Source organism: Sediminibacterium sp. KACHI17 (assembly GCF_040362915.1).
GTDB lineage: Bacteria > Bacteroidota > Bacteroidia > Chitinophagales > Chitinophagaceae > Sediminibacterium.
In genome coordinates, this window is sequence record NZ_AP029612.1 from 1,717,624 (window position 1) to 1,743,920 (window position 26,297).

Consider the following 26,297-nt stretch of genomic DNA (forward strand, 5'->3'; position numbering starts at 1 on the left):
GATTGAAACAAGCGCTGATCATTTTTGCAAGGAATCCGATTCGCGGAAAGGTAAAGACTCGTTTAGCTGCCACCATGGGAGAAGAAAAAGCGTTATCGATCTATTGCACATTGCTTGAACATACGGTCAAGATCACACAACAACTATTTTGCGACCGATATGTTTTTTATGCAGATGGTATTTCTTTGAATGATCACTGGCTGGATAATGTGTACGTGAAAAGGAATCAAGCTGACGGTGATCTCGGCACTCGCATGCATCATGCTTTTGATACTTTGTTTCAAGAGTCGTATGATCAAATGATCATTATCGGCACGGATTGTTTTGAACTAACAGAAGACATCCTTCAACACGCATTTACTGCTTTACAGAATTATGAAACAGTTATCGGCCCTTCCGCAGATGGCGGCTACTATTTACTTGGCATGCGTCAATTTTATCCTTTTCTTTTTGAAGAGAAAACATGGAGTAGTGATACAGTTTACAGCAGTACCATTGAACAACTAGAAATGCATCAGATCAGTTATAAGCAACTTCCGATACTGAACGATATCGATACAGAAGAAGACTGGAAACAACATCTTTCAAAACTCAACGATAATTAAGCAATTTCTTGTATCGTTTTGCCATCGCTTCTTGCGTTGCTCCTTTTTTATACATACGGATAATTTCATAATTCGCTGTCTGTACCCTTAACCAGCTATTGGTATCATATTTTCTGGCAGATATCAGTGCAGTAGATGAAAATATTTTATATCGTGCTCCTGTAGCTTTTGCACGTGTAACAATATCATAATCTTCCATGATACGCATACTACCATTAAACCCACTGATCTGATCAAAAAGCGATCGTTGCATGAAAAGCGTCTGATCTCCTCCATAACATATGAATAGATCAAACCGGGTAAACCACGCATTGAAAAGTAAAATCTTTTTATTGGAATCAAACTTTGTACGATAACGTCCAAATGCATAGCCCTTATTGATCGCCGAAAGAATATCGGAAGCGTAAGTAACAGGCGGAAAGGTATCTGCATGTACAAAATAAAAAACAGAACCTGTCGCAAGCGTCGCTCCATGATTCATTTGAGCTGCCCTTCCTTGATACGGAGATAAAGTCGTTATTGCGCCGGCTGCTGCTGCAATTGATATAGTATCATCAACGCTGCCACCATCAGAAACGATGATCTCTTTAATAGAATCCCCTCCATGCTTTTGTAAATAGGAGATTAATCTGTTGATTCCATTTGCTTCGTTATAAGTAGGTATGATGATGCTGATACTTTGCATACAGTTCAATTACATTATAATAAACGAATAAACAAACTTAATTGATTCCTGTTTGGATCGCTGAGATAAAAAAATAATGGCACCTTTTCAGATGCCACTATCCATTTACTGCTTGCAACAATAAATGCTGCTATATTTTTTGCTGAGTATAGCCTATTTGTTCTTACGAATGAAAAGATCACCACTCCAGGATTTCACCATTACTTCTGTTCCACCACCATTGATCTTTCCTGTTATCCACGCATCTTTTGTGATTTTATAAGTACCTCCTGAATTACTTTTCACAGGAGCTGCAGAAGATTTATCCATCGCCACTTCAAAATCACTGAAGATCTCACCCTGATCGGTTTTCATTTTTAGGTTAGCTTTTATAGACGCGGGAAAATTGAGATTTACATCTCCATTAAATGTAGAGAATGCCATCGGCTTCCCTTCTGTTACATTCGTAAATGCTGCTGTGATATCACCATTCACCGTATTTGCTACCGCTGTACCTGAAATACCGGATACTTTGATGTCTCCATTCACATTGTTCAGCTCAAGTTCTCCTTTGATATTGCTCACGATAATATCTCCTTCATTCAAAGTATTCAAGACCAGTGTACCATTCACAGGAACTTTGATATCAAGATCGATCTTCCTCATCATGCTATGATTGCTGATAGTGACCTCATTATTCTTTTCAACGGCATTGATCTCATAACCTGATGATGCCCCGATCCGCTTTAATCCAGATACTTTTTGATCGTTCTTTTTAGATTTTTTATCTTCTTCTACCTCAACATTGATGATCATGTTATCTCCGCTATGACCAGTCACTTTGATAGAACCACTGAGTAATCCTACCACAAGTTTATACGGCTTACCCGGACTACTTAACGCCACTGTCAATTGTTCTTTTTCAACTCCCTGTGCGATCAACCCTGTCGAAAAAAGAATACACAACAGAGCGAGGGTATATTTTATTGTTTTCATGTTTTTTGATTTATGATTTCTTGATATAAACATTTCCATTGAGCGTTTCAAAATTGAATCGATTACCTCCGGTTCCGATCCTTACCGCATTTCCTTTGCTGATCTTATACAAAGTACTATTGGACTTGGTTTCTGTATTTTTCTCCAACGTATTACTGATCGGTTCAACATTTTCAAAGTCTGTAAAATATTTTCCATTCATACTTTTAAAATAGAGATCAGCATTGAGTCCATTTTGGTATTTCACGGTAATATCACCATTGATCGTTTTATAGTTGGATGCAGCTGGTGGATTGGTAAGATAACTCACTGTAACATCCCCATTAACGGTTGTTGCTTTAGTGACTCCCTTTGCATGTTCTACATCTATCTTACCGTTTACATTGGATACAAACAATGCTCCATGCACTTCTTTTACATAGACATTTCCTTCATTGATCGTAGATACACGTAATCGCATTTGATGTGGCACTTTTACTACGAAGTCTAATTGATATTTATAACGAATCGATTTACTGTCTTCATTTCTACTCCATTGCTGATTAGGTCTGGAATCATGGGGAGCTGCGATATATACAATAATACTATCACCCTGTTGTTCCATCTCAAAACGAAATTCTTGTTTCCCCTTCGTTACTTCTTCAGGATATTTTGATGTGATATTCTTATCGATCTCTAACAAGACTTTATCACCATTATAACCTTCTACTTTTATGGACCCGAAAATATTATAGATCGCTAATACGGCATTCGTACTATTCGGATTAACATTGAATTGCTTTGAGATATGCTCTTTTGCTTCCTGCGCAGATAGACTCATGCAGGCACAAAGAGATAGCATTCCTGCTGCTAGCAGGTTAATATACGTTTTCATATATGAGGGGTTTAGGTATTTAACTGATGAATGGTTGCCTGTATTTTTGTTTTGATGGCTTCATTGGTTTCCGGTTTCTTCAGCAGGTTTTGCAAGGAACGTACAGACTTTTTCTCCTGCATTTTCAACATCAGATCCGCAAGCGCTGATTGTACCAATGGTGATTCCTGATGTTGAATTGACTGTATCAATCCTTCCCTGACTTTCGGATCCGCTGTCATATTCGATAAAGCTTCTAAGGCCGTTAAACGCACATTCACATTCTCATCATTATTCAAAGTGGTCAGTAAAGCATCTTGAAGACGTCCATCTACTGTATCAATTTCATTCACATAACTGACAGCTCTCAATCTCTCTGATGCCGATGGATGTTCAAGTAAACTAAGTGCAAGCAATTCTCGCATTTCTTTCACTTGTGAAGAAAGCATGGATACTTCTGACTTGCCTGTTCCTTTTTGTTGGAAATACAATGATGTAGCTACGACTCCTATCACTAACATCCCCAATCCATATGCAACACGAGGAGTGAACAGTATTGTTATGAATTTTGAAAAGATCTCTTTTACCTGATAGGATGCACTGGTCTTAGCAAGTTGCTCTTGTTTATATGTTTCAAGCTGCTGAATGAAACTACTTTTAATATCAGCAGAGGGCTCTGGTTCCGGTAAGGCAGCAGTAATATTCCAAAATGTCATGATGCTGTTCAACTCTTCTGTACATTCAGAACAAGTTGATACATGGCTATTTACTTCTGCTTTTTCTGCATCTGTTAGTTCATTCAAAGCCAGTGACCATAATTTCTCTTTATCAAATGCACATTTCATACGCTCATTGTTTGTTGACTGATTTCAAGATATATTTCTCTCAGCTGTTTTACAGCTCGGTGTATTCTTACTTTGATCGCTCCTTCTGATAATTTCAGGATATTGGCTATTTCATGATATTTCATTTCACGGTATCTGGAAAGAACGATCAGTTCTCGATCTGTTTCACTTAGTCTGGCCAACGCCTTTTTTAAGATCAACTCTTCCTCCTTTCTATTTAGCCGAGTATCAGCTGATGTCGATTCACGTACATTGTTCTCTGCCTCATCGGTATCAACCGTAATACCTGTTTTCTTATGCTTCCTGTAATGATCCTTTAATGCATTTCTGGCAATGGTATACATCCAGGTTTCAAACTTATGGGTACCGGTAAAAGTTGATCTTGAACGAATCATATTCATAAAGACAGTCTGCACCAGATCCTCACTCTCTTGTTTCGCACCTGTCTGATGATAAAAAAAGCCATATAAGGGACGATGGTGTCTGTCGAATAACAGTGCCATCTGATCCAAGTTGCCTTCTTTTACCCTGAACATGAGCTGATTATCAATGGCTTCGTTCGTCAATTTCGGGTCAGTTAATGTTTGCTTTGAATTATAAACTGAGCGTATTACAAAAGGTTACATGACCCTTTGGGTTTTATTTTTTGATAGGCACCTGTAGCGATGAAAGATGGGTGATCTGACCCTCTTTCGGATCTACCCAGCAGTCTTGATATGCCTTACTGGGAAAGAAAATATCCGTCATTACCGTCAACCCATCATCAGTAAATAACTCTAGCGATGTTTTATCCAATACTATTTTTATTTTGATCGACCGGTCTTTATGAAATCTTGGTGCTGTATGTATACCAGCAAAATCGGGATGAAATGCTGTTTGTCCCGATGCTCTTCGATCAATAGAGAATTCCTTTTTACCCGGATCATATGCAATCACTATTTTTTCCTGTTGATCATTCATACAGGTAACAGTAAAATCTTTTGTTGCATCTGCTTCAAAAGTAATAACTGTTGAACCGGATAATTTTATCTTCTCTACTTTCTTGATCGCTTTTTTATTAAAAGTATTGTTGCCGGATGCAGTAAGTGAAGCAACAGGTAGCGATGTCAGTCGCCATTCTTCTCCAAGTTTTACAAGCTTCAATTCGCGAGGAATGGTCATTGCACTTCTCCATGACTGTGTAGGCACCTGATTTGCATACATCCAATTACTCATCCATCCGATGAGTATTTTTTGATCTCCGGTATTAGACCAAGTGACTCCGGCATAGTTATCCGGACCATAATCCAGCCATAATGTTTGATCATTGTAAGCTTTGAAACGATGTCCATCAAAATCACCAACAAAGTACTGTGTACCTGATCCCTTGTTAGGAGCACCGGGATTCAAGTTTACGATCAATACCCAGACGGTCTTTCCCTCATATTGCATAGGAAAAAGATCAGGACATTCCCACACGCCGCCATGTGCACCTATATTTTCTCCAAAAGAACTTTCTGCTGTCCAATGTTTCAGATCCGGTGATGAATAAATCAATATTTTATTTTGCGCTGCAAGTGACATAATCCACTTTTTTTGCGGTGCATACCAGATCACTTTCGGATCACGGAAATCCCTTATGCCGGGGTTCTTGATTACCGGATTATGATCATACTTGATCCATGTTTTCCCATCATCCACACTATAAGCAAGTCCTTGAGTTTGAAAATCTGAACGACCTTCTTTCTCGCCTGCTGCATCATGTTGTGTAAAAATGGCGACCAGCGCTGTCTCCCCGGGTTTTGCAAAACCAGCAGTATTATTACTATCCACTACGGCACTGCCTGAAAAGATCGTTCCTAAACTATCCGGAAACAACGCAATTGGTTCATGCTGCCATTCAATAAGGTTTTTACTTGTCGCATGTCCCCAATGCATCGGTCCCCAAACAGATGAATCCGGATTATGCTGATAAAAAAGATGATAAACGCCCTTGTAATAAACCATTCCATTCGGATCATTCATCCATGCTTTTGGAGGTGTAAAATGAATGTCCGGACGATACAATTCTTCTTCGGTCACAGATAATTTTTCTTGACAGGATAAGCAATAAAAAAACAGTAAACAGTAAACAGCTCTTTTCATATAGTAAGAATGAATGACCTGAAATTACTTATTTATCATGCATACTCCTACTACCAGAACTTTACATACAGTGCCAATACGATCATGAGTAACATTGTGATCATTGCAATACTCGAAGGCTTTAGCTTGAACATACTCCGATCAATATCAAATGCTTTCGGATTCACTTTCGGACCACCTAAACTGATCAGTACCATGATCAATACCGTAAAGAAGAAAGTCCAGCCCATGTTCACCATGAATGGAATTTCATATTCGCCTGCGGCGTTGAGATAAGCGGTATACAAGATCGTTTCAGACCCAAACCAAGAAGGAGCATAATTATTAAAGACCACAGATAAAATGAATCCGGATAACACCCCTGCAACTGCAGCTGCACCGGTGGTTCTCTTCCAGAACATACCTAGCAGGAACATGGCGAATACACCCGGACTAATAAAGCCTGTATACTTCTGAATGAAAGTATATCCTCCTTCTCCACCAATACCCAGCAGATCTTCCCAAGTACAGAATACCGCAATGAGCATTGCCACCAAGATGGAGACACGACCGATTCTCACCAGTTTAGCTTCATTTGCTTTTGTATCAAAATATTTCTGGTAGATGTCTAAAGTGAAAATGGTAGAGATGCTGTTAGCCTTTCCAGCCAATGACGCAACGATAGCGGCAGTTAATGCGGCAACAGATAATCCTTTCATGCCCACAGGTAATAAGCTAAGAATGGCTGCATAGGCTCCATCTTTTTTACCATCGAAAACACTGGCGTCAAAATATCCGTTTTGATACAATACAAATGCAGCAATACCCGGCAACATAACGATCACCGGCATAAAGAGTTTTAAGAATCCTGCGAATAAAATTCCATTACGGGCTGTTTGCAGATCTGCTCCTAGTGCACGTTGAGTGATATACTGATTACATCCCCAATAATTCAGATTCGAGATCCACTGTCCGGCGAAATACATAGTAATACCCGGCAGGGCAATGTATTTCTGTACATATTCAGCGCTGCTTGCTGCTGTGGGTTTATCAAAGATCATGTGAAAATGATCAGGCGCTTCTTTCATCAGCGCACCCAATCCACTGATCGCACTATTTCCTTGATTCACGACTTCATCTACTGCTACCAATGATAAGTAAACCGCTACACAACCGCCAATGATCAATACTGCTACTTGTATCACATCGGTATATCCGATCACTTTCATACCACCGATGGTGATACAGAAAGCAAATAATGCAAGAACGATCAGTATGATGTGAAAGAATTCGTTACCGATCAATCCACTAATGGCTTTGGAGCCGAGATATAAAATAGAAGTGAGGTTCACAAAAATGTACAGGAACAACCAAAATACCGCCATGATCACAGATACCGTTTCATTGTACCGCTGTTTCAGGAATTGCGGCATGGTGTAGATCTTATTCTTAAGGTATACCGGAATGAACCAGATCGCAACAATAATGAGTGCCACAGCTGCTATCCATTCATAGGCAGCTACTGCGATACCTGCGAAAAAACCTTCTCCACTCATCCCCACAAAATGTTCTGCAGAAATATTAGAAGCGATCAGTGAGGCTCCGATAGCCCACCAGGTGAGTGATCCCTCTGCCAGGAAATAATCTTTGGTACTGGCAGTTGTTGATTTCTTTCTGCGGTAAACCCACAAACCATATGCAAGAACGATGATAAAATAAACAAGAATGACGAGGATGTCAGTTAGCTGGAGTTGATTATTCATGTATCTAATTTAAGGAATTGAGATACATGATACATGCGATGGTTTAAAATTCTGCTACTTACCGATACAAAACTTACTAAATATAAAATCCAGCTGGTCTTCATTGGTGATCTCACCAGTGATCAATCCCAGATAATGCAAACACTGTCGAATATCCAATGCTAACAGATCACCGGGTATCTGGTTGTCAATACCCGATTGTACTTCTTCCAGTGACTGAGACAATTTCAGTAATGCATCATGGTGACGAGCATTGGTGACAATCGTAGCTTCTGTGTTCACTTCCCCACTGATCGCTTTTTGCGTAAGTGCTTGTTTCAGGATTTCGATACCCGTATTCGACTTAGCCGAGATAAAAATAGCAGATGGGAAATGGCTGATGGCTTGCACCTTACCAGATTCAGCTGTATCAATTTTATTGGCTACCAACAGGTATTGTATATTTTTTTCTTGCAGACTTTTTTCAAAAACTTTCAATTCGTCTGCTGAAGTATCATTGATATCAAAAAGATACAGTACAATATCTGAAGCATTCATTTTCTCCAGACTTTTCTCTACTCCGATTTGTTCTATGACATCTGATGTATGCTCGCGGATACCGGCAGTATCAACCAAGCGAAACAGAATACCATTGATATTGATGACTTCTTCAATGGTATCACGTGTGGTGCCCGCGATATCACTAACGATGGCACGATTTTCATTCAGCAAGGCATTCAGCAAAGTAGACTTACCGGCATTGGGTTTACCAATGATGGCCACTTGTACTCCATTGCGAATAACATTACCCAATGAAAAAGATCGAATCAGTTGTTGTGTTGAATGATTCAGTTCTGCGATCAAGGCCTTCAATTCTTTTCGGTCTGCAAACTCCACATCTTCCTGAGAAAAATCCAACTCCAATTCTATCATGGCTGAAAAGCGGATCAGTTGTTCACGCAACTGTTTGAGGTCTGAAGAAAATCCGCCGCGCATATTGTTGAGTGCTGTCTTCCTGCTGGCTTCTGTATTACTTGCGATCAGATCAGCTACTGATTCTGCCTGTGCCAGATCTAACTTGCCATTTAAAAAAGCACGCTGTGTAAATTCTCCCGGCTTAGCCAACCTTGCTCCACGTTTGGTGATAGCCGCCATCACTTGTTCTTGAATAAAAGGCGAACCATGACAACTGATCTCGATCACATCTTCACCCGTATAAGATTTCGGACCTTTAAAAAGAGATAATACCACTTCATCCAGAACCTGATCACCATCTTTCAAATAACCAACATGCAAAGTATGAGAAGCTTGAACAGATAGGTCTTTAGAAGGAAATAATTCATTGAGAATAGAAAAGGTATTTTTACCACTTACCCTTATCACACCAATTGCACCAATCCCTTGTGGCGTAGCCAATGCAACGATCGTATCATCCCAGCCTGATAAGTGTATGGACATGTGTAGTGTTTTGGCAAAGATAAGTTAATAGTGAGTTGTCAGTAGTGAGTAGTGAGTGTGAATGGTGAATTGTCAATTGTGAATGAGTGGTAAAGCCCGCTATATTCACAATTGACAATTCACCATTCACCTTGAAAAAACATGCCCAACTCACTACTGACCACTCACTACCCCACCTCACTACTCCGTCACTTTAAATGTGATCGCTTGCTTATGTCTGTACACTACAGCTTTACCATTTTGGTTAGCAGGAATCCAATTAGGACCTTTTTTAATTACGCGAACCGCTTCTTCTTTGGTGCCATAACCCGGATCATTCTCTGCTTTTACATCACTTACTTTCCCTTCTTTGTCTACAATAAATGTTACATAGACAGTATACAGATTTGCCGGAGCACCATTGTCGACCGGAATATCACTGTTTAGATTTCTTTCTAGATAGCGTGTCCAACCTTGTATTCCGCCGGGAAACTCAGCAGGTATTTGAACATTAACGAAACCATTGGTTAGTTCATCTTCATTTGATTGTATGATCTTGGTTGCTTGGATCGATTTTTCTACCGGAGGTGTTACGATACCTATATCATCTGTCCCTTCAATTTTTTCAGTACCAATTTTTACAGATTCATATTCATCTACGGCAAGCATTACTTCATCTTCTTTCACCAATTCATCATCTACAATTTTTGGAGCTGTTAGAATTTCCTGTGCTACTTCCGGTTGTTTGATTGCTGGTTCGGGAGGTTTTACTTCTTCTATAGGTGGTTCTTCTACATTACTCAATTCTATTTCTGGGCCCACATACACGAGCGCATTTTTATTGTTTTTATTTTTTGCAAGAATAGAACCTACAGAAAAAAGTAAACACACGATGAACATCAATGTCACTGCTATTTTCATCCGTTTGTTATAACTGATACGCAGTTCATAAGCACCATAAGCTTTGTTACGATTAGCGAAGAGAATATCGAGGATATCATTTCGCGAAGTGAATTTCTTTTCCATGGCGTTTGGTTTATTAGTGAGATACGCGAGGAGAGAAATTCCATACGTGAGAAGTAAATAGTGAATGGTGAATTGTCAATGGTGAGTAGTGAGTGCCTTTATTCACCATTGACAATTCACCATTCACCATTCACACTCACCACTGACTACTCACTACTGACTATTCACTACTAACAAAAAAAGCCACCCGCGAATGCAGATGGCTTTTTTGAAAAATTATCAGTTGAAAGATTACTCTTCAGATACCATGAAAGTGATACTTTGCTTGTGACGATAGATTACGTTACGTCCGTTTTGAACGGCGGGTTTCCAGTTAGGACCTCTTTTGATAACGCGAACTGCTTCGTCTTTGGTTCCGTATCCGGGATCGTTCTCAGCTTTTACTTCACTGATACCACCGTTTTTATCTACGATGAATGAAACGATCACCGTGTATTTACCCGGAGGAGCACCATTTTCAACAGGAAGATCTCTGTTCAGGTTACGCTCGAGATATTTGGTCCAAGCAGGCAAACCACCAGGGAATTCTGCAGGGATCTGTACCACGGTAAATACCTTATCGTAATCTTCTTCTTGTTTAGGAGCTTCTACCACACCGGTACCTTTTACTTCTACCGGAGGGGCAACGATACCTTCATCTTTGATACCTTCCTGATTGATGGTACCGATCTTGGTATCTTCCAGTTTTTCCACTTCCTTGATCTCTTCTTCAGGCTTCACTTCTTCATCCTTCACAATTTTAGGAGGGGTGAATTTAGTGATCTCCACTTTTGGTGGCTCCTGCTTCGGAGGTGGAGGCGGAGGCGGAGGTTCAGGCTTTTTCTCATCCTGCTTAACATCTTCCAAGTTCACATCTTCAACGAAGATCTGAGTCTTTTCTTTGTCGCCGGAGTTAGCAACCAATGAACCTACGAGGAAAAGCAGGCACACCAATACAGTTCCTATGATAGCGTAAGTGATACGCTTGTTGTAGGTTCTGCGGAGTTGGTACGCGCCGTACTCTTTGTTTCTACCCTCGAAAACGATATCAAGGATATCCGCGGTTAAAATTTTATTTACGTCCATTGTTAGGTCTTTAAATAGTATGATTCATTGTGTGGCTTTTTCCACAAGTGAAAATCTGATTAGTTAGAGGCAGCAGCTGCACCGGCAGCATCTGACAATTTAACCAGTTGTTCTTCCACAGGTGAAATATCCACGAGCGCATAACGCTTTAACACATTAATGGTCATTTCATCCAGAATGTCCACCACATTTTTGTAAGTGCTTTCAGATGAAGGCTTCAATACTACAACCAGGTCTTTCTCATTGGTACGTGCTTTTTTGTCGAGCAGTACGGTACGAATTTCCTTGAAAGTAGAAGACTTGAAGTTAGAACCATCAGGTGCCAATTGACCTTCATAATAGAAGACGTTATTGTCTTTTCCTAACAGAAGGGTGATAACACCAGATTCTTTCGCCTTGTTCTGATCCTCCGGATTATCGGCATCTTTTGGTAAAAAGAGCTTCATAGCCGTAGGTTGACTCATCGTTGTGGTGAAGATAAAGAATGTGATGAGCAGGAAGCCCAGGTCCACCATGGGCGTCAGGTCAACGCGGGTAGAGAGTTTCTTACCTTTCTTGACCCCGGGGCCCTTTTTGTGGCCCCCGCTACTCGAGGTATCCATTTCTGCCATAACGGTAGAATTTAGTTTTCGTGAGTATTTTGTTTACTGATTCAACAGTGCTTATTCGTCTCTTTTTTCTCCTGCCATGGTTTTCTTCCACAGTTCAGTTCCGGCCGGTACACTCTCAGGATTGGTGATCATCTGAAACTTCAGTTCATCATTTTTCTTGAAAGCATCGATAACAGCTTTGAATGAAGGGAATTTAGCGGCATTATCGCCTTTCACCAACAGGTTCATTTTACCACCAAGATATGCGTCTTTAATAGCTCTCATCCAGACATTCATCTGATTGTCGGTTGAATCCAACACAGGAATTCCGGGGAGTTTATCGCCTTTACGCTGTTCTTCAGGTAAAGAGAGAAAAGAGGCCATACTGTTGAACGGCGCACCATAGAAACCAGCTTTTTTAAACGCTGCAACATTCATGTTGAGGTTCAGATTGGTATTCAGATAGGTACATACCGCTTCTTTCTTTTGTTCATCATCCATCGTAATAAACACCTTACCATCCTTGTCAATCGTTATCATTACAATGTCTTTATCGGGAGCAACTTTAGCAGCCACAGAGTTAGGAGTGGTTACCGCGATCGCTTCAGCCGGTTTGAACTTTGTCGTTAAGATAAAGAATGACAACAGGAGAAAGGCCACATCACACATGGCTGTCATGTCGATGTTGGTACTTTTACGAGGTAATTTGGCTCTTCCCATTGTTAATTATTTAAATGCATTCACTAATTAGATTCAAAACATTTGATTTTCCATATAAATAATCAGCGATTATTTATAGTTAGCAGCAAAGCTTTGAGTTAAAGTGAATCCAGACTCATCGATACCATAAGTGATACCATCGATACGTGTAGTAAATACGTTATACATCACGATCGCGATAGCAGATGTACCGATACCCAGTGCAGTGTTATACAGGGCCTCAGAGATACCTTGAGAAAGTTCACGAGCAGCTTCTCCACCACCTTCATCACCTAACTTAGAGAATGAACGGATCATACCTAATACGGTACCGAACAGACCTAACAGGGTTGCTACAGAAGCGATCGTAGAAAGGAACACAAGGTTCTTCTCCAACATTGGTAATTCCAATGCAGTAGCTTCTTCGATTTCTTTTTGAATATTCAATACTTTCTGCTCAGTAGCGAGTTCAGTATTGGTGATCATTTCTTTATACTTACGCAGACCTGCTTTCATTACATTACCAACAGATCCTTTTTGCTTATCGCACTCAGCCAAAGCCTTATCAACTTCTTTGTTAGCTAAGTGGAACTGTACTTTACGGATGAACTCAGCAATGTTACCAGCACCAGTTGCTTTAGATACTGTCAACAATCTTTCAATACTGAAAGTAACCGCAGTAAGGAATGTACCGATCAGGATAGGTACAACGATACCACCTTCATACATCTTAGTGAATGTACCCTTAGGACCAGCATGTGAAGGCCAGAACCAATGGCTTGGATCAGGATCTGGATTTGTGAAGTTACCTGCACTACCTAATACTACGCGCCAGATGAAATAACCACCCAGGATACATAAAACGGGGGCAAGGGTTGCAACTAAATTACTGCTCTTCTTTGGTTGAACAGACGTTGAGCTTTTTGCAGCTGTTGCAGTTGGTTTTGTCTCAGCCATGATTCGATTGATTTTTGTTTTTTAAAATAACAGTTGATTTAAAAAATTATCCTCGCAATGCTAATGAAAAATCTTTGAAGTCACTCAAACACCATTTCATCAGTCCGAAAGGGGTTACAAAATAGGTAATTTCCTGAAAGCGGCAAATTTGATTCAGCAAAAAACCGCATTTATCCGCTATTTCAGGGTCGGCAAGATAGGGGAATAATCAAATCCTCCCCGACCTTTTCACCGACCCAAATTAAAGATTTTACCATTCATCCAACACTATCCTAAAAAAAATTGTTGATTCCTTTACGAACCTATCTTTAACGATTATTCAAAACCATTTTACACTGAAACAATGAGAAATTATTTTATCGCAGCAGCAATGCTGGCAGCGACCGTGTCGACTGCTCAGAACCGGGATACAACCCGACCTGCCGGTGCACCTCAGTTGAACAATCTACAGGCCGCAGGCGGCTTTGGTGGTGGTGCTCAACGTCAGGGGCCTCGTGCTTACAAGGATGTTATTACCAATAAGGCCATCTCTCAAAAAGGGATGATCACTGTACACAGAGTAGATGATAAATTCTACTTTGAAGTTCCCAACAATATTCTAGGACGTGAGATCCTTGCTGTTACCCGTTACATCAAAGTACCCGCCATTTCCGGAAACGGCAGAGGCGCTTATGGCGGTGAAGTTGCGAATCAGCAAACCCTTGCGTTTGAAAAAGGACCTAGCAACAATGTTTTCCTGCGTACCATCACCCTGGTGAATGCAGCAGATCCGAATGATGATATCTACAAGGCTGTTTCTAACTCTAACCTGAATGCCATCGCAGCTGCTTTCCCGATCGCAGCATTTGGTAAAGACAGTGCTTCTGTTGTATTAGATGTTACCGATTATTTCAAAGGAGACAATCAGGTTGTTAGCATCAATGCAAACATCAAGCGTTCATTAGGCTTAGGTCCTATTGCAGCTGACAGATCTTATATCCAAAAGATCAGCACTTACCCTATCAACACAGAGATCAGAAGTGTAAAAACTTTCAGCGCTGCCGGAGCCGCTGCTCCAGCAGGTTTTGGTGGACAAGGCGGTGGCGCCACTATCCCTGCTGCAAATGCTGCGGGTGCAGTAACCATCGAACTAAACACTTCTATGTTGTTATTGCCTGAAAAACCAATGACACCAAGAATCGCTGATAAGCGTGTCGGTTTCTTCACAGATGATTATGTTCTCTTTGGCGACGATCAACAAAAAGTAGAAAACAAAGAATTCGCTGTTCGTTGGAGACTCGAACCAAAAGATGAAGATGTTGAAAAATGGAAAAGAGGTGAACTCGTTGAACCTAAAAAACCAATCATTTACTATATCGATCCAGCTACTCCAAAACAGTGGAGAAAACACCTGATCCTGGGTGTGAACGATTGGCAGAAAGCTTTTGAAAAAGCTGGTTTCAAAAATGCCATCATGGGTAAAGAGTGGCCTGAAAATGACACCACCATGAGCTTGGAAGACGCACGTTATTCTGTGATCCGCTACTTCGCTTCTCCTACTGAGAATGCTTACGGTCCGAATGTACATGACCCAAGAAGTGGTGAGATCCTGGAAAGCCATATCGGCTGGTACCACAACGTTATGAAACTGGTACACGACTGGTATATGGTACAAGCAGCTGCTACAGATCCACGTGCCCGCAGCATGAAATTTGATGATGACCTGATGGGTGATCTGATCCGTTTTGTGTCTTCACATGAAGTTGGACATACCCTCGGTCTGCGCCATAACATGGGTAGCAGTAGTAAAACACCGGTTGAAAAACTGCGTGATAAAGCTTGGGTTGAAGCAAATGGACACACTGCTTCTATCATGGACTATGCACGTTTCAACTATGTAGCACAACCTGAAGACAATATCAGCAAAGCAGGTTTATATCCTCGCATTGGTGATTATGATCAGTGGGCTATCCGTTGGGGTTATGGATACATCGCAGGTAACAATGAAGAAGAAGTTAAAAAGAACAGCAATAAACTGATCACTGAAACATTGAAAGCTAACCCTCGCACATGGTTTGGTACTTATGAATCAGGTAATCAGGCTGACCCAAGAAGTCAGAGCGAAGACCTGAGTGATAATGCTGTTAAAGCAAGTGAGTATGGTATCAAAAACCTACAGCGTTTGTTAGCAGGTTTACCTGAGTGGACCAAAGAAGAAGGTGATCTGAATGAGAATATTGCTACCATGTACGGACAGTTATTAGGACAATACCGTCGTTACATCGGACATGTGACTCGTAATATCGGTGGTGTATATGAAACCTTCAAAGTAGCTGAGCAAGATGAGCCAGTATACGAGGTTACACCAAAAGCTATGCAGCGTGATGCATTGGGCTACCTGAATCGTCAGGTATTCCAGACGCCAACATGGTTGATCGATAAGAAGATCTGGAACAAGATCAATCCTCCAGGTACTGCTGATCCATTGGCTTCAGCTCAGGAAGGTGCTTTGGCTGGATTGCTGACACTTGACAGATTGAACCGTATGCAATATTGCGCTGATCGTTTTGGTGCTGATAAAGCATACAGTGCTTTGGAAATGATGAATGATCTGCAATCTGATCTGTTCAGTGAATTGAAATCTAACAAAGCCATCGATAACTACCGCAGAATGCTGCAGAAAAGCTATATTGATAAACTGAATACATTATTGAATCCTCCGACAGCTACCATTACCATCACATTAGGTGGTGGCGGATTCAACAATCCTTATGCGTCAGGCGCTAACAGCCGCAGTGATGTTTACAGTATTGCTCGTGCTCAGTTAACTCAATTGCGCGCGCAAGTTGCGGCTGCTGCTGCAACCAACCCTGACAGAATGAGCAAGATCCACTTGCAAGATCTGGCGGAAAAAATCAAAAGAGCTTTAGATCCTAAATAATCTCATCCTCTTTGTCATAAAAAGGCGCAGTATCGAAATACTGCGCCTTTTTTAATGCAAGGGATAGTAACCTGTTTCAAATTTTCAAATTGCCACATTTTCAAATTATCTTACATTGTGTAAAACCAATCCCATGCTTGAACCATGGCGCACCGGTAAGGTGATCAAAATAGAAGATGCCACTGAGTCTACCCGACGCTTCTGGATCGAGATTCCGGAACTATCCTCTTTTGATTTCAAACCCGGACAATTCGTGACCCTTGATCTTCCTATTCATGAAAAGAAGAATAAACGCTGGCGTAGTTATTCAATAGCTTCAGCACCGGATGGCACGAATATCATTGAGCTGGTCATTGTTTTGTTGGAAGATGGCGCAGGTACCAATTATCTTTTCAAAGAAGTTAAAGAAGGAACAGAACTAACCCTCCGTGGCCCACAAGGCGTTTTTACATTGCCTGAGCATTTAGATAAAGATCTCTTCCTGATCTGTACCGGAACCGGTATCGCACCATTCCGTTCTATGGCACATCATATACATCAACACAAAATTCCGCACCAGAATATTCATATCATATTCGGTTGCCGTAAACATGGTGATTGTTTATATGGACCTGAACTGAAACAGTTGGAGAAAGATGAACCCGGTTTTTATTACCACCCTGTTTTCTCCCGCGAAGAATCTGTTCATAAAGGTGCTTACAAAGGTTATGTTCACGGTGTATATGAAGAATTATTACGCATCCAAAAAACACCGGCTTATTTTTATCTCTGCGGTTGGAAAAATATGATCGATGAAGCCAAACAAAGAATCATAGCCATGGGATATGATAAAAAAGATGTGCACTTAGAACTGTATGGATAACACTGATCAGTTAAGGTTGACATCTTTCACCAGACATAGCAAGTCATCTATGATATGTCTCTACGCTAGCTTTTCTGAGCGATCGTGAGATAATAATCAAAAATCATTTCACGCTTCAGGCGAATATTACTCAACACTTCCATTCCACGCTTGGTAAGCTGCTCATTGTATTCTTTCAAATTGAGCTGAATGGGATGTAATACATCTCCCGGTAATAATTGGAATACCTTTTTAACTACATCATTACGATGACAATCTGTTGAGATCACGATAAGTCCGCCGGGTTTTAATGCACTCATAAGGCGATCATAACATCGTTCAATATCTTTCACATGATTAATGGCATTCATGCAAAAAATGACATCAAAGCATGCTTGCTGATCTAAATCTTCTATCGGTTGATTTAAAAAAGTTACCCAAGGATAAGCAAGTTCATTAAAATGAGGCAAGTTTTTATACTTATCCAGCAATGGATCTACGGCAATCACTTGGTTCTTTTTCAATACCATGAAAATCCCTGCCGGCCCACAACCTGCATCTAGTATCTGCTGATCTTCCTTTAGAACAACAAAAGAGTTAATCGCATCAAGTATTTTATTCCAATAAGATGATTTCCATTCCAAGTAGGCTGTTACATTCTTTTTCTTCAGATAATGCTGCCACCATTTGTATTCCAGCCATTGTGCCAAGCGCCATTTAACTCCTGATCTTTTTATCATATCGATCAAGTTAAAGAAGATAGAACGATGGATTTAACGTCTTCCATTTTCACACGCTCTTGTTGCATACTATCTCTATGTCTGATCGTTACGGTTCCGTCTTCTTTGGTTTGATGATCGATGGTTACACAGAATGGAGTGCCGATAGCATCTTGTCTGCGATAGCGTTTCCCGATCGCATCTTTTTCTTCATAAAAACATTTGAAGTGTGGCTTACACTCATCTAACAATTGTCTTGCGATCTCAGGCAATCCATCTTTCTTCATCAACGGTAATATTGCCAGTTTATTCGGAGCGATCTTAGCCGGAATACGCATCACTACCCTGCTATCTGTGCTGCCATCTTCTTTGGCAATGGTCTCTTCTTCATAAGCATGACTCAATACCAATAAGAACATACGATCTAGTCCGATCGAAGTTTCCACCACATAAGGGATATAGTTGCCATAAGGCTTACCGGTTGCGGGGTCTACATCTGCATCGAAATATTGTTGTTTCTTTTTGCTGTATTCCTGATGACTTTTCAAATCGAAATCAGTTCTGCTATGAATTCCTTCCACTTCTTTGAAGCCGAAAGGAAATTCATATTCAATATCAAGTGCCGCATCAGCATAATGCGCCAGCTTCACATGATCATGATAACGATATTTTTCTGCTGGTATACCTAAACTTGTATGCCATTTCAGTCGCTCTTGTTTCCAATAGTTATACCATTCCATCTGTGTGCCGGGACGAACAAAAAACTGCATTTCCATTTGTTCAAATTCACGCATGCGGAAAATGAATTGTCGCGCTACAATTTCATTACGAAATGCTTTTCCTGTTTGAGCAATACCAAAAGGAATTTTCATACGCGCTGTTTTCTGCACGTTCAAGAAGTTCACAAAAATACCTTGTGCTGTTTCAGGGCGCAGATAGATGGTATCTGCATCTTCTGCGACAGAACCCAGCTGCGTGGAGAACATGAGGTTGAACTGACGGATATCGGTCCAGTTAGCTGTGCCGCTCACACTACAAACGATCTTCTGATCATTCATCAGTTGTTTTAATCCTGCAAAATCCTCTGCTGCCAACAAACGATCCATCTCAGCCAATAAAGCATCTGCTTCCTGAGCCTGCCCATTCTCTCTTAACTGATCTGCTTTGGCTTCAAGCAAATGATCGACCCTGTATCTTTTTTTGCTGTCTTTATTATCGATCATCGGATCACTGAAATTATCTACGTGACCGCTGGCTTTCCATGTTGTAGGGTGCATGAAGATAGCGGCATCGATACCGACGATATTATCATGCATTTGCGTCATACTTCTCCACCAATAATCGCGGATATTCTTTTTTAATTCACTTCCATAAGGACCATAATCATACACGGCACTTAAACCGTCATAGATCTCACTACTTGGAAATACAAATCCATATTCTTTGGCATGGGAAATAATAGCCTGAAAACGATTGTCTTGCTGTATGCTCATAACGCGGCAAAAGTAAGATTTTTGGGCTACAAGCCGCAAGCCATAAGCAACAAGTTCCGACTCCTTGAGGCTTGCAGCTTGTAGCTTGCGGCTATCGTCTCCCACCTTTCCTCACTTTTTTTCGCCTTACTCGCTGAAAACCTATAGTTTTAATGCGCTCAAAAAAACATCTCATGCTTAGAAACAAATGTTTACAACTCCTGTTTTTGGTGTTACCTGCACTTAGCTGGGCCCAACAAACAACAGAGTATCCGAATGATTATTTAAGTCCTGAATTCCATGCCGGCAGACGAGCAGCATTCAGGGAAATGATGCCCAATAATTCTGTGGGTGTCTTCTTTGCCTCTCAAGTAAGGGTAAGGAATAATGACGTAGACTATCAGTATGCTCAAAGCAAGAATTTTTATTATTTCACCGGATTGGAAGAGCCCAATGCTTTACTGCTGCTTTTCAAACAGCCGGTAACCATCTTAGGCACAACCGGAACAGAATTTATTTTCGTTCAGAATCGTGATCCACAAAGAGAACTCTGGACAGGTAAAATTCTGGGAGCTGAAGGTGTCAAGAATAAATACAAGATCGCAAACGTATTCACGAATGATAAATTCACTGCGAATACTTTCGATTTCAAATCTGTGGATTCTGTACTGACAGCTTTCCGTAATGAAGATATTTTCTCGAAATATAAAAGAAGTCCTGATCCTTTATCACGTATGGCAGGTATCGTTGACAGTTTAATCATTACCCATAATAAACCAATTGCGGGACGTACTACCAATATGATCCTTTCAACATTACGCGGTATCAAACAAGCAGAAGAGATCGCATTGCTTGAAAAGGCGGCTAAGATGAGTTGTGATGGTCACAACGATGTAATGCGCGCAATTAAGCCGGGTATGACAGAGTATCAGGCACAGGCCATCATGGAGTATCATTTTAAAAAGAATGGCTCTGAATATCCGGGTTATCCAAGTATCAATGGCTCATCAGAAAATGCCTGCGTATTACATTATATCACCAATCTGCGTCTGATGAAAGATGGAGATCTGTTGTTGAGTGATTGTGCTGCAGAATACCATGGTTACACTGCTGATGTTACAAGAACGGTACCTGTAAATGGCAAATTCACTCCTGAGCAAAAGATCATTTATGAATTGGTGCTCGAAGCGCAAGATTCAGGTTTTGCTGCATGTAAGCCTGGTAACCCTTTTGGCGCTGTAGATGCTGCTGCACGTCGTGTCATCAACCGTGGATTGATCAAGTTGGGCATCGCTGCTAATGAGCAGGAAGCACGTCAGTATTTCCCACATGGAACATCACACCATTTAGGTCTGGATGTACACGATATGGGACCCCGTACTTTACAAGAAGGTGTTTGCCTGACCGTTGAACCGGGTATCTATATCCCACCGGGAAGCAAATGCGATAAAAAATGGTGGAGCATTGGTGTTCGTATTGAAGATGATATCCTGATCACAAAAGACGGACATCGCAACCTCTCCGCGTCTTCTCCGCGTACTGTAGCTGAGATAGAAAAGATGGCGAAGCAGAAGAGTATTTTTGATAAAAATTAGAAGCCCTAAGAATTAAGAGCCAAAAAAGGCACAGGATTCAAGAATTCATTTACCATGATCTTGAACCTTGTGCCTTTTTTCTTACCTATATCTTGCACCTTTATTCTTGAATCTTCTATAGAAGTTTTTCATTGTTCTTATGTCTATCCTGATCTCTGAGATTTTTCTTGGCAAAATTTTTCTCCAATGCATCAGTAAGATTGACACCTGTTTGATTGGCCAGACAGATCAAGACCCACAATACATCCGCCATTTCATCCGATAATTCTTTCCCTTTATCGGAAGCTTTGAAGGACTGTTCTCCATATGTGCGAACCATCAATCGACTGAGCTCTCCTACTTCTTCCATTAGAATACCCAGGTTCGTGAGTTCATTGAAATATCTCACACCAGTGGTATTGATCCAGGTGTCTACTTGGTTTTGTGCTTCTTGAATGGTCATGGTAAATAATTTTAATGCCCGATGGGCGAAGTTCCGTGGATGGTTTTGATTTTCATAACAGTAGCGATGGATAAAGCTCTTTGTTTGGCAAGAGTGGCTTTCTCACCTTCAAATAAATCATCAACAGTTGCCTGAAATAAACTCACCCAACGTTCAAAATGTTTGTCTTCAAATGCCGACTTTGTATGTAGATGCTGATGCACAGCAATGGCATTGGATTTATATTTTGCGATACCGAATAATACCGTTTCCCAAAAGTCGATGATGACGGGTAAATGTTTCTCCAGGTCCATTTGAATCACTTCTGTAAAATAATGTCCGATAACAGGATCAGGAATGGCTTTGGCATAAAATGCGCGCATGAGTTGTTCGATATCATCCCTGTTTTCAATATCCATTACTCTTTGTTTTTAGAGTCAATAACAATGGTTACCGGACCGTCATTCAATAAAGACACTTTCATATCAGCCCCAAAAACCCCTGTCTGAACAGGTTTTCCAAGGTCATGCGTAAGTTGACGAATCATTTTTTCATACATTGGAATAGCAAACTCCCCCTTGGATGCTTTTATATAGGAAGGCCGGTTTCCTTTCTTGGTACTCGCATGTAAAGTAAACTGGCTCACCAATAAAATTTCTCCATCAATATCTTTTACAGACAGGTTCATGACACCTTCTGCATCATTGAATAAACGAATATGAACGATCTTATTACTTAACCATTCAATGTCTTCCATCCTATCCGCATCTTCAACCCCCATCAATACCAATAATCCATGGGCTATACTGCCGGTGATTTTCCCGTCTACACGAACAGCAGCTTCACTCACCCTTTGAATTACAATTCTCATATTTCCTTAACCGTTTTTATCCGAACTTTAGTGCGATGAAGATAGATATTACCCCTGAAATAAAATTCCAAACAGCCCGAAGTGGTGGCAAAGGCGGGCAAAACGTGAACAAGGTTGAGACGATGGTTGAAGGTCGTTGGGATATTCAGGCATCTACTTTATTTACGGATGAACAAAAGCAACTGATCAAAGAACGTTTGCAAAACAGAATTACGGATGAAGGTGTTTTATTGGTAAAATCACAAACAGAGAGAAGTCAATTGGGAAATAAACAAGCCGTCATCAAAAAAATGATGCAGTTACTCATTACTTCACTCATCAAAAGAAAGATCAGAAAAGCCACACAACCTACCAAAGCATCCAAAGAAAAGAGAATAGAATCAAAGAAGAAGCATACACAAAATAAACAACAAAGAAAAAAGGTCAATAAAAACGATTATCTATAACCAGTGAAATCATTCGTACTTATTTTCTCTCTATTATTCACCGTTTCTGTTCAGTCGCAAAAGACCCAACAGATGATCCTTCATTTTCAAAATCATTTTGGGAATGAGATGCTCATACCTGAGCAATCCTATATCATGAATCGAGATACACTCACCATCAATCGTTTCAAATATTATATCTCGCACTTTCAACTAACAGATATACAAGAAAAAAAAGTAAAGCTTCCTGTTCAATATTATTTAATAGATGCTGCAGATACGAATTCAACTACTATCCGACTGAATATTCCCAAAGGCCAGTATCGATCGATTCAGTTTTTATTAGGGGTAGATAGTGCAAAAAATGTATCCGGTGTTCAAGCCGGTGCGTTGGATCCTTTACATGGCATGTTCTGGACATGGAACAGTGGTTATATCATGGCAAAACTGGAGGGAACAGCATCGAGTTCTCAAATTGCAGGCAAGCAATTCACTTACCATATTGGTGGATTCAGAAGCCACAATAATACTACTCGAAATATTGCATTAACACTTCCTTCATCGAGCGACACTTTTACGATCATTGCTGATGCAAAAAAGTGGTTTGTGGGTTCTTATGAACTCATGATCGCAAAAGAACCTATTTGTCATAGTCCGGGAACACTAGCAGTGCGCATTGCCAATAACTATGCGCATATGTTTTCAATTCTATCTCCTGAGAAATGAAGCACCGGAAAACCATAGCGATCATCATGACCATCTGCATCATATGCAGTGGCTGGATAGTAAGCAGTGACTTTTTCAAACCTGCTCCTGTTCAGTTCATGGTACCCAAAGGATGGCCTCAACCTGTGTATGACTTCAAATCGAATCCACTTACCAGAGAGGGTATTGAATTGGGAAGACAATTATTTTACGATACCCGATTGAGTAAAGACGGAACGATTTCTTGCGGCACCTGTCATCAGCAATTTGGAGCTTTTAATACCTATGACCATAGTTTGAGTCATGGATATAACAACTCGCTTACTACACGCAATGCACCCGGACTATTCAATCTGGCATGGCAAAAAGAATTCATGTGGGATGGTGGTATCAATCATTTGGATCTACAGCCTTTAGCGCCGATCACTGCAGAAAATGAAATGGCAGAAAGTATTCAAAATGTACTCTCAAAACTACAGGCCGAAAAAGAATACCGTCGATTATTCAAGGCTGCTTTTGGAGATGAAACCATCACTACCCAAAAACTGACCAAAGCCATCAGTCAGTTTGTACTCACTTTTGTAAGCAGCAACAGCAAGTATGATCGGGTGATGAGAGGCGTGGATACATTCATCCTTCCGGAAAAATTAGGTTATGAGATATTCAAGAAAAAATGTGCGAGTTGTCATACAGAACCGATGTTTACTGATTTCAGTTACAGGAATATCGGAATGCCTGTCGATCCATTTTTAAAAGATCTGGGTAGAATGAAGATCACAAACGACCCAGTAGACTCATTAAAATTTAAAGTACCCAGTTTAAGAAATGTCATGCGCAGTTTTCCTTATGGGCATGATGGACGATTTTTTTCAGTGATGAGTGTCATGGAGCATTACAGAAAGAACATGGTACCTGATTTGAGAACAGATAGCATGCTACGCAATAGGTTACCATTATCCAATTTTGAGATCGGACAGCTTACTGCTTTTTTACACACACTAACCGATAGTAGCTTTTTGAAAAACCCCAATTTAGCAGCACCGGGAAAGGGTGTAAGCACCACAGCACCTGTTGATATTCATAATTAATCGTGTATTTTGCAGTTTCAGGGTGTGAATGATGAATGGTCAATTGTGAATGAGTTGTACTATTCATGATTTTTGATTTCTAATTGACAATTCACCATTCACTATTCACTCACTTTTACTCTATGAGCAGCATCAAAAAATTAGCAGGACAAACATTGTGGTATGGAGTACCTACTATTGCCAGCCGATTTTTAGGATATGCGCTGAGTCTGCTACTTTTTTGGTTGTATGAACCTGCGAGTACTGCCAGTATCACACAAGTATATGCGGTCATTCCTTTCTTGAATATTCTATTTACCTATGGTTTAGAGACCAGCTATTTTCGTTTTGTTCAGGATCATGATAAGCATACTGTATTCAATACATTGTTCAGTTCGATCTTAATCAGTACCCTATTATTCACTGCGATTGTATTACTGAACACGCAAACACTGGCAGCGGCTATTGACTTTCCAGATCATCCGGAATATATTCGTTGGATCGCCTGGATCCTTTTTTTTGATACCCTATCAGTAATCCCCTTTGCCAAGCTGAGGCAAGAAGGGAGACCTCGTTTTTACGCTTTTATCAAGGTCTTCAGCATCGTAGTAAATGTGATATTGGTCGTATTCTTTGTGGGTGTTTGCCCGAAACTTTACAAAGAAGATCCATCCAATGCCTGGTTGTTCTTTTATGATCCAACGATCGATATTGGTTACTACATTATTGCCAATATTATCTCCAGCATACTTACACTGCTTTTACTTTCAAAAGAGTTATTGAGTTTTCGTTTTTCGGTGAATTGGAAACTATGGAAACAAGTGATGCAATACTCTTATCCATTGATCATTGTTGGATTAGGAGGAATGATCAATGAAATGTTAAGCAGATTAGTTTATACCCGAGTACTGGATCTTCCAAGAGAAGAGGAATTAAGACAACTAGGGATTTTTGGTGCCAATTATAAATTAGCTGTACTCATTACCATTTTTATTCAAGTATTTCGGATGGGTGCCGAGCCTTTTTTCTTTAATCAATCCAAAGAAGAAAATGCACCTCGTACTTATGCCAGGGTAATGAAATTTTTTGTGATCGCCTGTTCCTTCATTTGGTTGGGAATAGTCGTCAATCTTCCCTTGATCAAGTATATCGGATATGGCGAAAATGCTGCATTGTACCAGGAGGGGTTATCGATCATCCCAATTCTTGCGATGGGTAGTGTATTTCTGGGTATTTATTACAACCTCAGTGTTTGGTATAAACTCACCAATAAAACGCTTACGGGTGCCTGGATCACTTTAGTGGGTGCAGTTATCACTATTCTATTAAACATCTGGTGGATTCCTTTATTCGGATATAATGGAAGTGCGTGGGCCACTTTTGTTTGTTATGCATTTATGATGATCATCAGTTATCAACTCGGGCAAAAACATTACCCGATACCTTATGTCACTAAAAAACTGATCGCTTATCTTGTTATTGTAACGATCCTCTTCCTGATTCATCAAGCTTTTATCTATTTCATTAGTACACTTTGGCTGGGTACTGCTTTTGGAGTGGTGTTGATCGGAGTGTATACCTGGTTTATTCTTTTGGTGGAGAAAAAGGAATTTCAAAAGTTACCTGTCATAGGTAAATACATTCGGTAACCCGTCGCTTTCCGCTATTGGTGCACCTCT

Annotated in this window: 25 protein-coding genes and 1 pseudogene; 8 read left to right on the plus strand and 18 right to left on the minus strand. The window is 40.4% G+C overall.

Features of this window, described 5'->3' with window-relative positions:
* The first annotated feature begins 2 nt into the window (after positions 1-2).
* Positions 3-605: a TIGR04282 family arsenosugar biosynthesis glycosyltransferase gene (locus ABXG83_RS07520; RefSeq protein WP_353548238.1), complete on the plus strand. Its 603-nt coding sequence runs from the start codon at positions 3-5 to the stop codon at positions 603-605.
* On the opposite strand, the gene ABXG83_RS07525 is transcribed toward ABXG83_RS07520, so the two are convergent.
* From ABXG83_RS07525 to ABXG83_RS07585, 13 genes are all read right to left on the minus strand, one after another.
* Positions 592-1,290: a TIGR04283 family arsenosugar biosynthesis glycosyltransferase gene (locus tag ABXG83_RS07525; RefSeq protein ID WP_353548239.1), complete on the minus strand. Its 699-nt coding sequence runs from the start codon at positions 1,288-1,290 to the stop codon at positions 592-594. The two genes, ABXG83_RS07520 and ABXG83_RS07525, sit on opposite strands and share 14 nt — an antisense overlap.
* A 153-nt stretch (positions 1,291-1,443) precedes the next feature.
* Positions 1,444-2,265: a DUF4097 family beta strand repeat-containing protein gene (locus tag ABXG83_RS07530; RefSeq protein WP_353548240.1), complete on the minus strand. Its 822-nt coding sequence runs from the start codon at positions 2,263-2,265 to the stop codon at positions 1,444-1,446.
* 10 nt (positions 2,266-2,275) lie between these two features.
* Entirely contained in the window at positions 2,276-3,139 is an 864-nt protein-coding gene (locus tag ABXG83_RS07535; protein ID WP_353548241.1) for a hypothetical protein, read from the minus strand.
* Positions 3,140-3,150: 11 nt separating this feature from the next.
* The gene (locus ABXG83_RS07540; protein WP_353548242.1) at positions 3,151-3,963 is read right to left on the minus strand and encodes a HEAT repeat domain-containing protein; all 813 of its coding nucleotides are present in this window, start codon (positions 3,961-3,963) and stop codon (positions 3,151-3,153) included.
* Positions 3,960-4,529, minus strand: a complete 570-nt coding sequence (locus ABXG83_RS07545; protein ID WP_353548243.1) for an RNA polymerase sigma factor — start codon at positions 4,527-4,529, stop codon at positions 3,960-3,962. The genes ABXG83_RS07540 and ABXG83_RS07545 overlap by 4 nt, the downstream gene beginning before the upstream one ends.
* A gap of 73 nt (positions 4,530-4,602) precedes the next feature.
* Complete coding sequence (locus tag ABXG83_RS07550) at positions 4,603-6,087, minus strand: glycoside hydrolase family 32 protein (RefSeq protein ID WP_353548244.1); 1,485 nt, start codon at positions 6,085-6,087, stop codon at positions 4,603-4,605.
* Positions 6,088-6,137: 50 nt separating this feature from the next.
* Entirely contained in the window at positions 6,138-7,829 is a 1,692-nt protein-coding gene (locus ABXG83_RS07555; RefSeq protein WP_353548245.1) for a sodium/solute symporter, read from the minus strand.
* Between the two features lie 54 nt (positions 7,830-7,883).
* Positions 7,884-9,266, minus strand: coding sequence for a tRNA uridine-5-carboxymethylaminomethyl(34) synthesis GTPase MnmE (gene mnmE / locus ABXG83_RS07560; protein WP_353548246.1), 1,383 nt, complete (start codon positions 9,264-9,266; stop codon positions 7,884-7,886).
* A 180-nt stretch (positions 9,267-9,446) separates the two neighbouring features.
* Entirely contained in the window at positions 9,447-10,271 is an 825-nt protein-coding gene (locus tag ABXG83_RS07565) for an energy transducer TonB (protein ID WP_353548247.1), read from the minus strand.
* Positions 10,272-10,502: 231 nt separating this feature from the next.
* Positions 10,503-11,336, minus strand: a complete 834-nt coding sequence (locus ABXG83_RS07570) for an energy transducer TonB (protein WP_353548248.1) — start codon at positions 11,334-11,336, stop codon at positions 10,503-10,505.
* A 59-nt stretch (positions 11,337-11,395) separates the two neighbouring features.
* Positions 11,396-11,947 carry a biopolymer transporter ExbD gene (locus ABXG83_RS07575; RefSeq protein WP_353548249.1) on the minus strand — a complete coding sequence of 184 codons (552 nt, stop codon included), beginning with the start codon at positions 11,945-11,947 and terminating at the stop codon, positions 11,396-11,398.
* A 51-nt stretch (positions 11,948-11,998) separates the two neighbouring features.
* The gene (locus tag ABXG83_RS07580) at positions 11,999-12,646 is read right to left on the minus strand and encodes a biopolymer transporter ExbD (protein ID WP_353548250.1); all 648 of its coding nucleotides are present in this window, start codon (positions 12,644-12,646) and stop codon (positions 11,999-12,001) included.
* Between the two features lie 69 nt (positions 12,647-12,715).
* Positions 12,716-13,582 (minus strand): MotA/TolQ/ExbB proton channel family protein, encoded by an 867-nt coding sequence (locus ABXG83_RS07585; RefSeq protein WP_353548251.1) that lies wholly within the window; start codon positions 13,580-13,582, stop codon positions 12,716-12,718.
* A gap of 343 nt (positions 13,583-13,925) precedes the next feature.
* On the opposite strand from ABXG83_RS07585, the gene ABXG83_RS07590 reads away from it, so the two are divergent.
* Both ABXG83_RS07590 and ABXG83_RS07595 read left to right on the plus strand, forming a co-directional pair.
* Positions 13,926-16,502, plus strand: coding sequence for a zinc-dependent metalloprotease (locus ABXG83_RS07590; RefSeq protein WP_353548252.1), 2,577 nt, complete (start codon positions 13,926-13,928; stop codon positions 16,500-16,502).
* A 133-nt stretch (positions 16,503-16,635) separates the two neighbouring features.
* Positions 16,636-17,364, plus strand: a complete 729-nt coding sequence (locus tag ABXG83_RS07595) for an FAD-dependent oxidoreductase (RefSeq protein WP_353548253.1) — start codon at positions 16,636-16,638, stop codon at positions 17,362-17,364.
* Positions 17,365-17,429: 65 nt separating this feature from the next.
* On the opposite strand, the gene ABXG83_RS07600 is transcribed toward ABXG83_RS07595, so the two are convergent.
* Together ABXG83_RS07600 and ABXG83_RS07605 are read right to left on the minus strand one after the other, a co-directional pair.
* Complete coding sequence (locus tag ABXG83_RS07600) at positions 17,430-18,083, minus strand: class I SAM-dependent methyltransferase (protein ID WP_353548254.1); 654 nt, start codon at positions 18,081-18,083, stop codon at positions 17,430-17,432.
* A gap of 5 nt (positions 18,084-18,088) precedes the next feature.
* Positions 18,089-19,555 carry a glycine--tRNA ligase gene (locus ABXG83_RS07605; RefSeq protein ID WP_353548255.1) on the minus strand — a complete coding sequence of 489 codons (1,467 nt, stop codon included), beginning with the start codon at positions 19,553-19,555 and terminating at the stop codon, positions 18,089-18,091.
* A gap of 173 nt (positions 19,556-19,728) precedes the next feature.
* Between ABXG83_RS07605 and ABXG83_RS07610 the strand changes: the two genes are divergently transcribed.
* Positions 19,729-21,129 carry an aminopeptidase P family protein gene (locus tag ABXG83_RS07610; RefSeq protein WP_353548256.1) on the plus strand — a complete coding sequence of 467 codons (1,401 nt, stop codon included), beginning with the start codon at positions 19,729-19,731 and terminating at the stop codon, positions 21,127-21,129.
* A gap of 115 nt (positions 21,130-21,244) precedes the next feature.
* Here ABXG83_RS07610 and ABXG83_RS07615 read toward each other — a convergent pair whose 3' ends face one another.
* The 3 genes from ABXG83_RS07615 to dtd are packed head-to-tail and all read right to left on the minus strand — an operon-like array spanning position 21,245 to position 22,421.
* Positions 21,245-21,571: a nucleotide pyrophosphohydrolase gene (locus tag ABXG83_RS07615; RefSeq protein WP_353548257.1), complete on the minus strand. Its 327-nt coding sequence runs from the start codon at positions 21,569-21,571 to the stop codon at positions 21,245-21,247.
* An 11-nt stretch (positions 21,572-21,582) separates the two neighbouring features.
* Positions 21,583-21,969, minus strand: a complete 387-nt coding sequence (locus ABXG83_RS07620) for a group III truncated hemoglobin (RefSeq protein ID WP_353548258.1) — start codon at positions 21,967-21,969, stop codon at positions 21,583-21,585.
* Positions 21,969-22,421, minus strand: coding sequence for a D-aminoacyl-tRNA deacylase (gene dtd / locus ABXG83_RS07625; RefSeq protein WP_353548259.1), 453 nt, complete (start codon positions 22,419-22,421; stop codon positions 21,969-21,971). The genes ABXG83_RS07620 and dtd overlap by 1 nt, the downstream gene beginning before the upstream one ends.
* Before the next feature lie 35 nt (positions 22,422-22,456).
* Between dtd and arfB the strand changes: the two are divergent.
* From arfB to ABXG83_RS07645, 4 genes and pseudogenes are all read left to right on the plus strand, one after another.
* Positions 22,457-22,867 (plus strand): annotated as a pseudogene (gene arfB, locus ABXG83_RS07630) (alternative ribosome rescue aminoacyl-tRNA hydrolase ArfB); the annotation flags it as partial.
* A gap of 3 nt (positions 22,868-22,870) precedes the next feature.
* A complete protein-coding gene (locus ABXG83_RS07635; RefSeq protein WP_353548260.1) occupies positions 22,871-23,572 on the plus strand; it encodes an MbnP family protein in 702 nt (233 codons plus the stop codon).
* Positions 23,569-24,639, plus strand: coding sequence for a cytochrome c peroxidase (locus ABXG83_RS07640; protein WP_353548261.1), 1,071 nt, complete (start codon positions 23,569-23,571; stop codon positions 24,637-24,639). The genes ABXG83_RS07635 and ABXG83_RS07640 overlap by 4 nt, the downstream gene beginning before the upstream one ends.
* A gap of 122 nt (positions 24,640-24,761) precedes the next feature.
* A complete protein-coding gene (locus ABXG83_RS07645; RefSeq protein ID WP_353548262.1) occupies positions 24,762-26,267 on the plus strand; it encodes a polysaccharide biosynthesis C-terminal domain-containing protein in 1,506 nt (501 codons plus the stop codon).
* Positions 26,268-26,297: the final 30 nt, after the last annotated feature.

What these genes read in the sequence shown, in the direction of transcription:
- ABXG83_RS07540 (WP_353548242.1), bottom strand. Translation starts at nt 3,963, where the DNA reads ATGAAATGTGCATTTGATAAAGAGAAATTATGGTCACTGGCTTTGAAT.
- ABXG83_RS07565 (WP_353548247.1), bottom strand. Translation starts at nt 10,271, where the DNA reads ATGGAAAAGAAATTCACTTCGCGAAATGATATCCTCGATATTCTCTTC.
- ABXG83_RS07555 (WP_353548245.1), bottom strand. Translation starts at nt 7,829, where the DNA reads ATGAATAATCAACTCCAGCTAACTGACATCCTCGTCATTCTTGTTTAT.
- ABXG83_RS07525 (WP_353548239.1), bottom strand. Translation starts at nt 1,290, where the DNA reads ATGCAAAGTATCAGCATCATCATACCTACTTATAACGAAGCAAATGGA.
- ABXG83_RS07645 (WP_353548262.1), top strand. Translation starts at nt 24,762, where the DNA reads ATGAGCAGCATCAAAAAATTAGCAGGACAAACATTGTGGTATGGAGTA.
- ABXG83_RS07570 (WP_353548248.1), bottom strand. Translation starts at nt 11,336, where the DNA reads ATGGACGTAAATAAAATTTTAACCGCGGATATCCTTGATATCGTTTTC.
- mnmE (WP_353548246.1), bottom strand. Translation starts at nt 9,266, where the DNA reads ATGTCCATACACTTATCAGGCTGGGATGATACGATCGTTGCATTGGCT.
- ABXG83_RS07600 (WP_353548254.1), bottom strand. Translation starts at nt 18,083, where the DNA reads ATGATAAAAAGATCAGGAGTTAAATGGCGCTTGGCACAATGGCTGGAA.
- ABXG83_RS07580 (WP_353548250.1), bottom strand. Translation starts at nt 12,646, where the DNA reads ATGGGAAGAGCCAAATTACCTCGTAAAAGTACCAACATCGACATGACA.
- ABXG83_RS07585 (WP_353548251.1), bottom strand. Translation starts at nt 13,582, where the DNA reads ATGGCTGAGACAAAACCAACTGCAACAGCTGCAAAAAGCTCAACGTCT.
- ABXG83_RS07550 (WP_353548244.1), bottom strand. Translation starts at nt 6,087, where the DNA reads ATGAAAAGAGCTGTTTACTGTTTACTGTTTTTTTATTGCTTATCCTGT.
- ABXG83_RS07590 (WP_353548252.1), top strand. Translation starts at nt 13,926, where the DNA reads ATGAGAAATTATTTTATCGCAGCAGCAATGCTGGCAGCGACCGTGTCG.
- ABXG83_RS07615 (WP_353548257.1), bottom strand. Translation starts at nt 21,571, where the DNA reads ATGACCATTCAAGAAGCACAAAACCAAGTAGACACCTGGATCAATACC.
- ABXG83_RS07595 (WP_353548253.1), top strand. Translation starts at nt 16,636, where the DNA reads ATGCTTGAACCATGGCGCACCGGTAAGGTGATCAAAATAGAAGATGCC.
- ABXG83_RS07610 (WP_353548256.1), top strand. Translation starts at nt 19,729, where the DNA reads ATGCTTAGAAACAAATGTTTACAACTCCTGTTTTTGGTGTTACCTGCA.
- ABXG83_RS07575 (WP_353548249.1), bottom strand. Translation starts at nt 11,947, where the DNA reads ATGGCAGAAATGGATACCTCGAGTAGCGGGGGCCACAAAAAGGGCCCC.
- ABXG83_RS07605 (WP_353548255.1), bottom strand. Translation starts at nt 19,555, where the DNA reads ATGAGCATACAGCAAGACAATCGTTTTCAGGCTATTATTTCCCATGCC.
- ABXG83_RS07530 (WP_353548240.1), bottom strand. Translation starts at nt 2,265, where the DNA reads ATGAAAACAATAAAATATACCCTCGCTCTGTTGTGTATTCTTTTTTCG.
- ABXG83_RS07535 (WP_353548241.1), bottom strand. Translation starts at nt 3,139, where the DNA reads ATGAAAACGTATATTAACCTGCTAGCAGCAGGAATGCTATCTCTTTGT.
- dtd (WP_353548259.1), bottom strand. Translation starts at nt 22,421, where the DNA reads ATGAGAATTGTAATTCAAAGGGTGAGTGAAGCTGCTGTTCGTGTAGAC.
- ABXG83_RS07640 (WP_353548261.1), top strand. Translation starts at nt 23,569, where the DNA reads ATGAAGCACCGGAAAACCATAGCGATCATCATGACCATCTGCATCATA.
- ABXG83_RS07620 (WP_353548258.1), bottom strand. Translation starts at nt 21,969, where the DNA reads ATGGATATTGAAAACAGGGATGATATCGAACAACTCATGCGCGCATTT.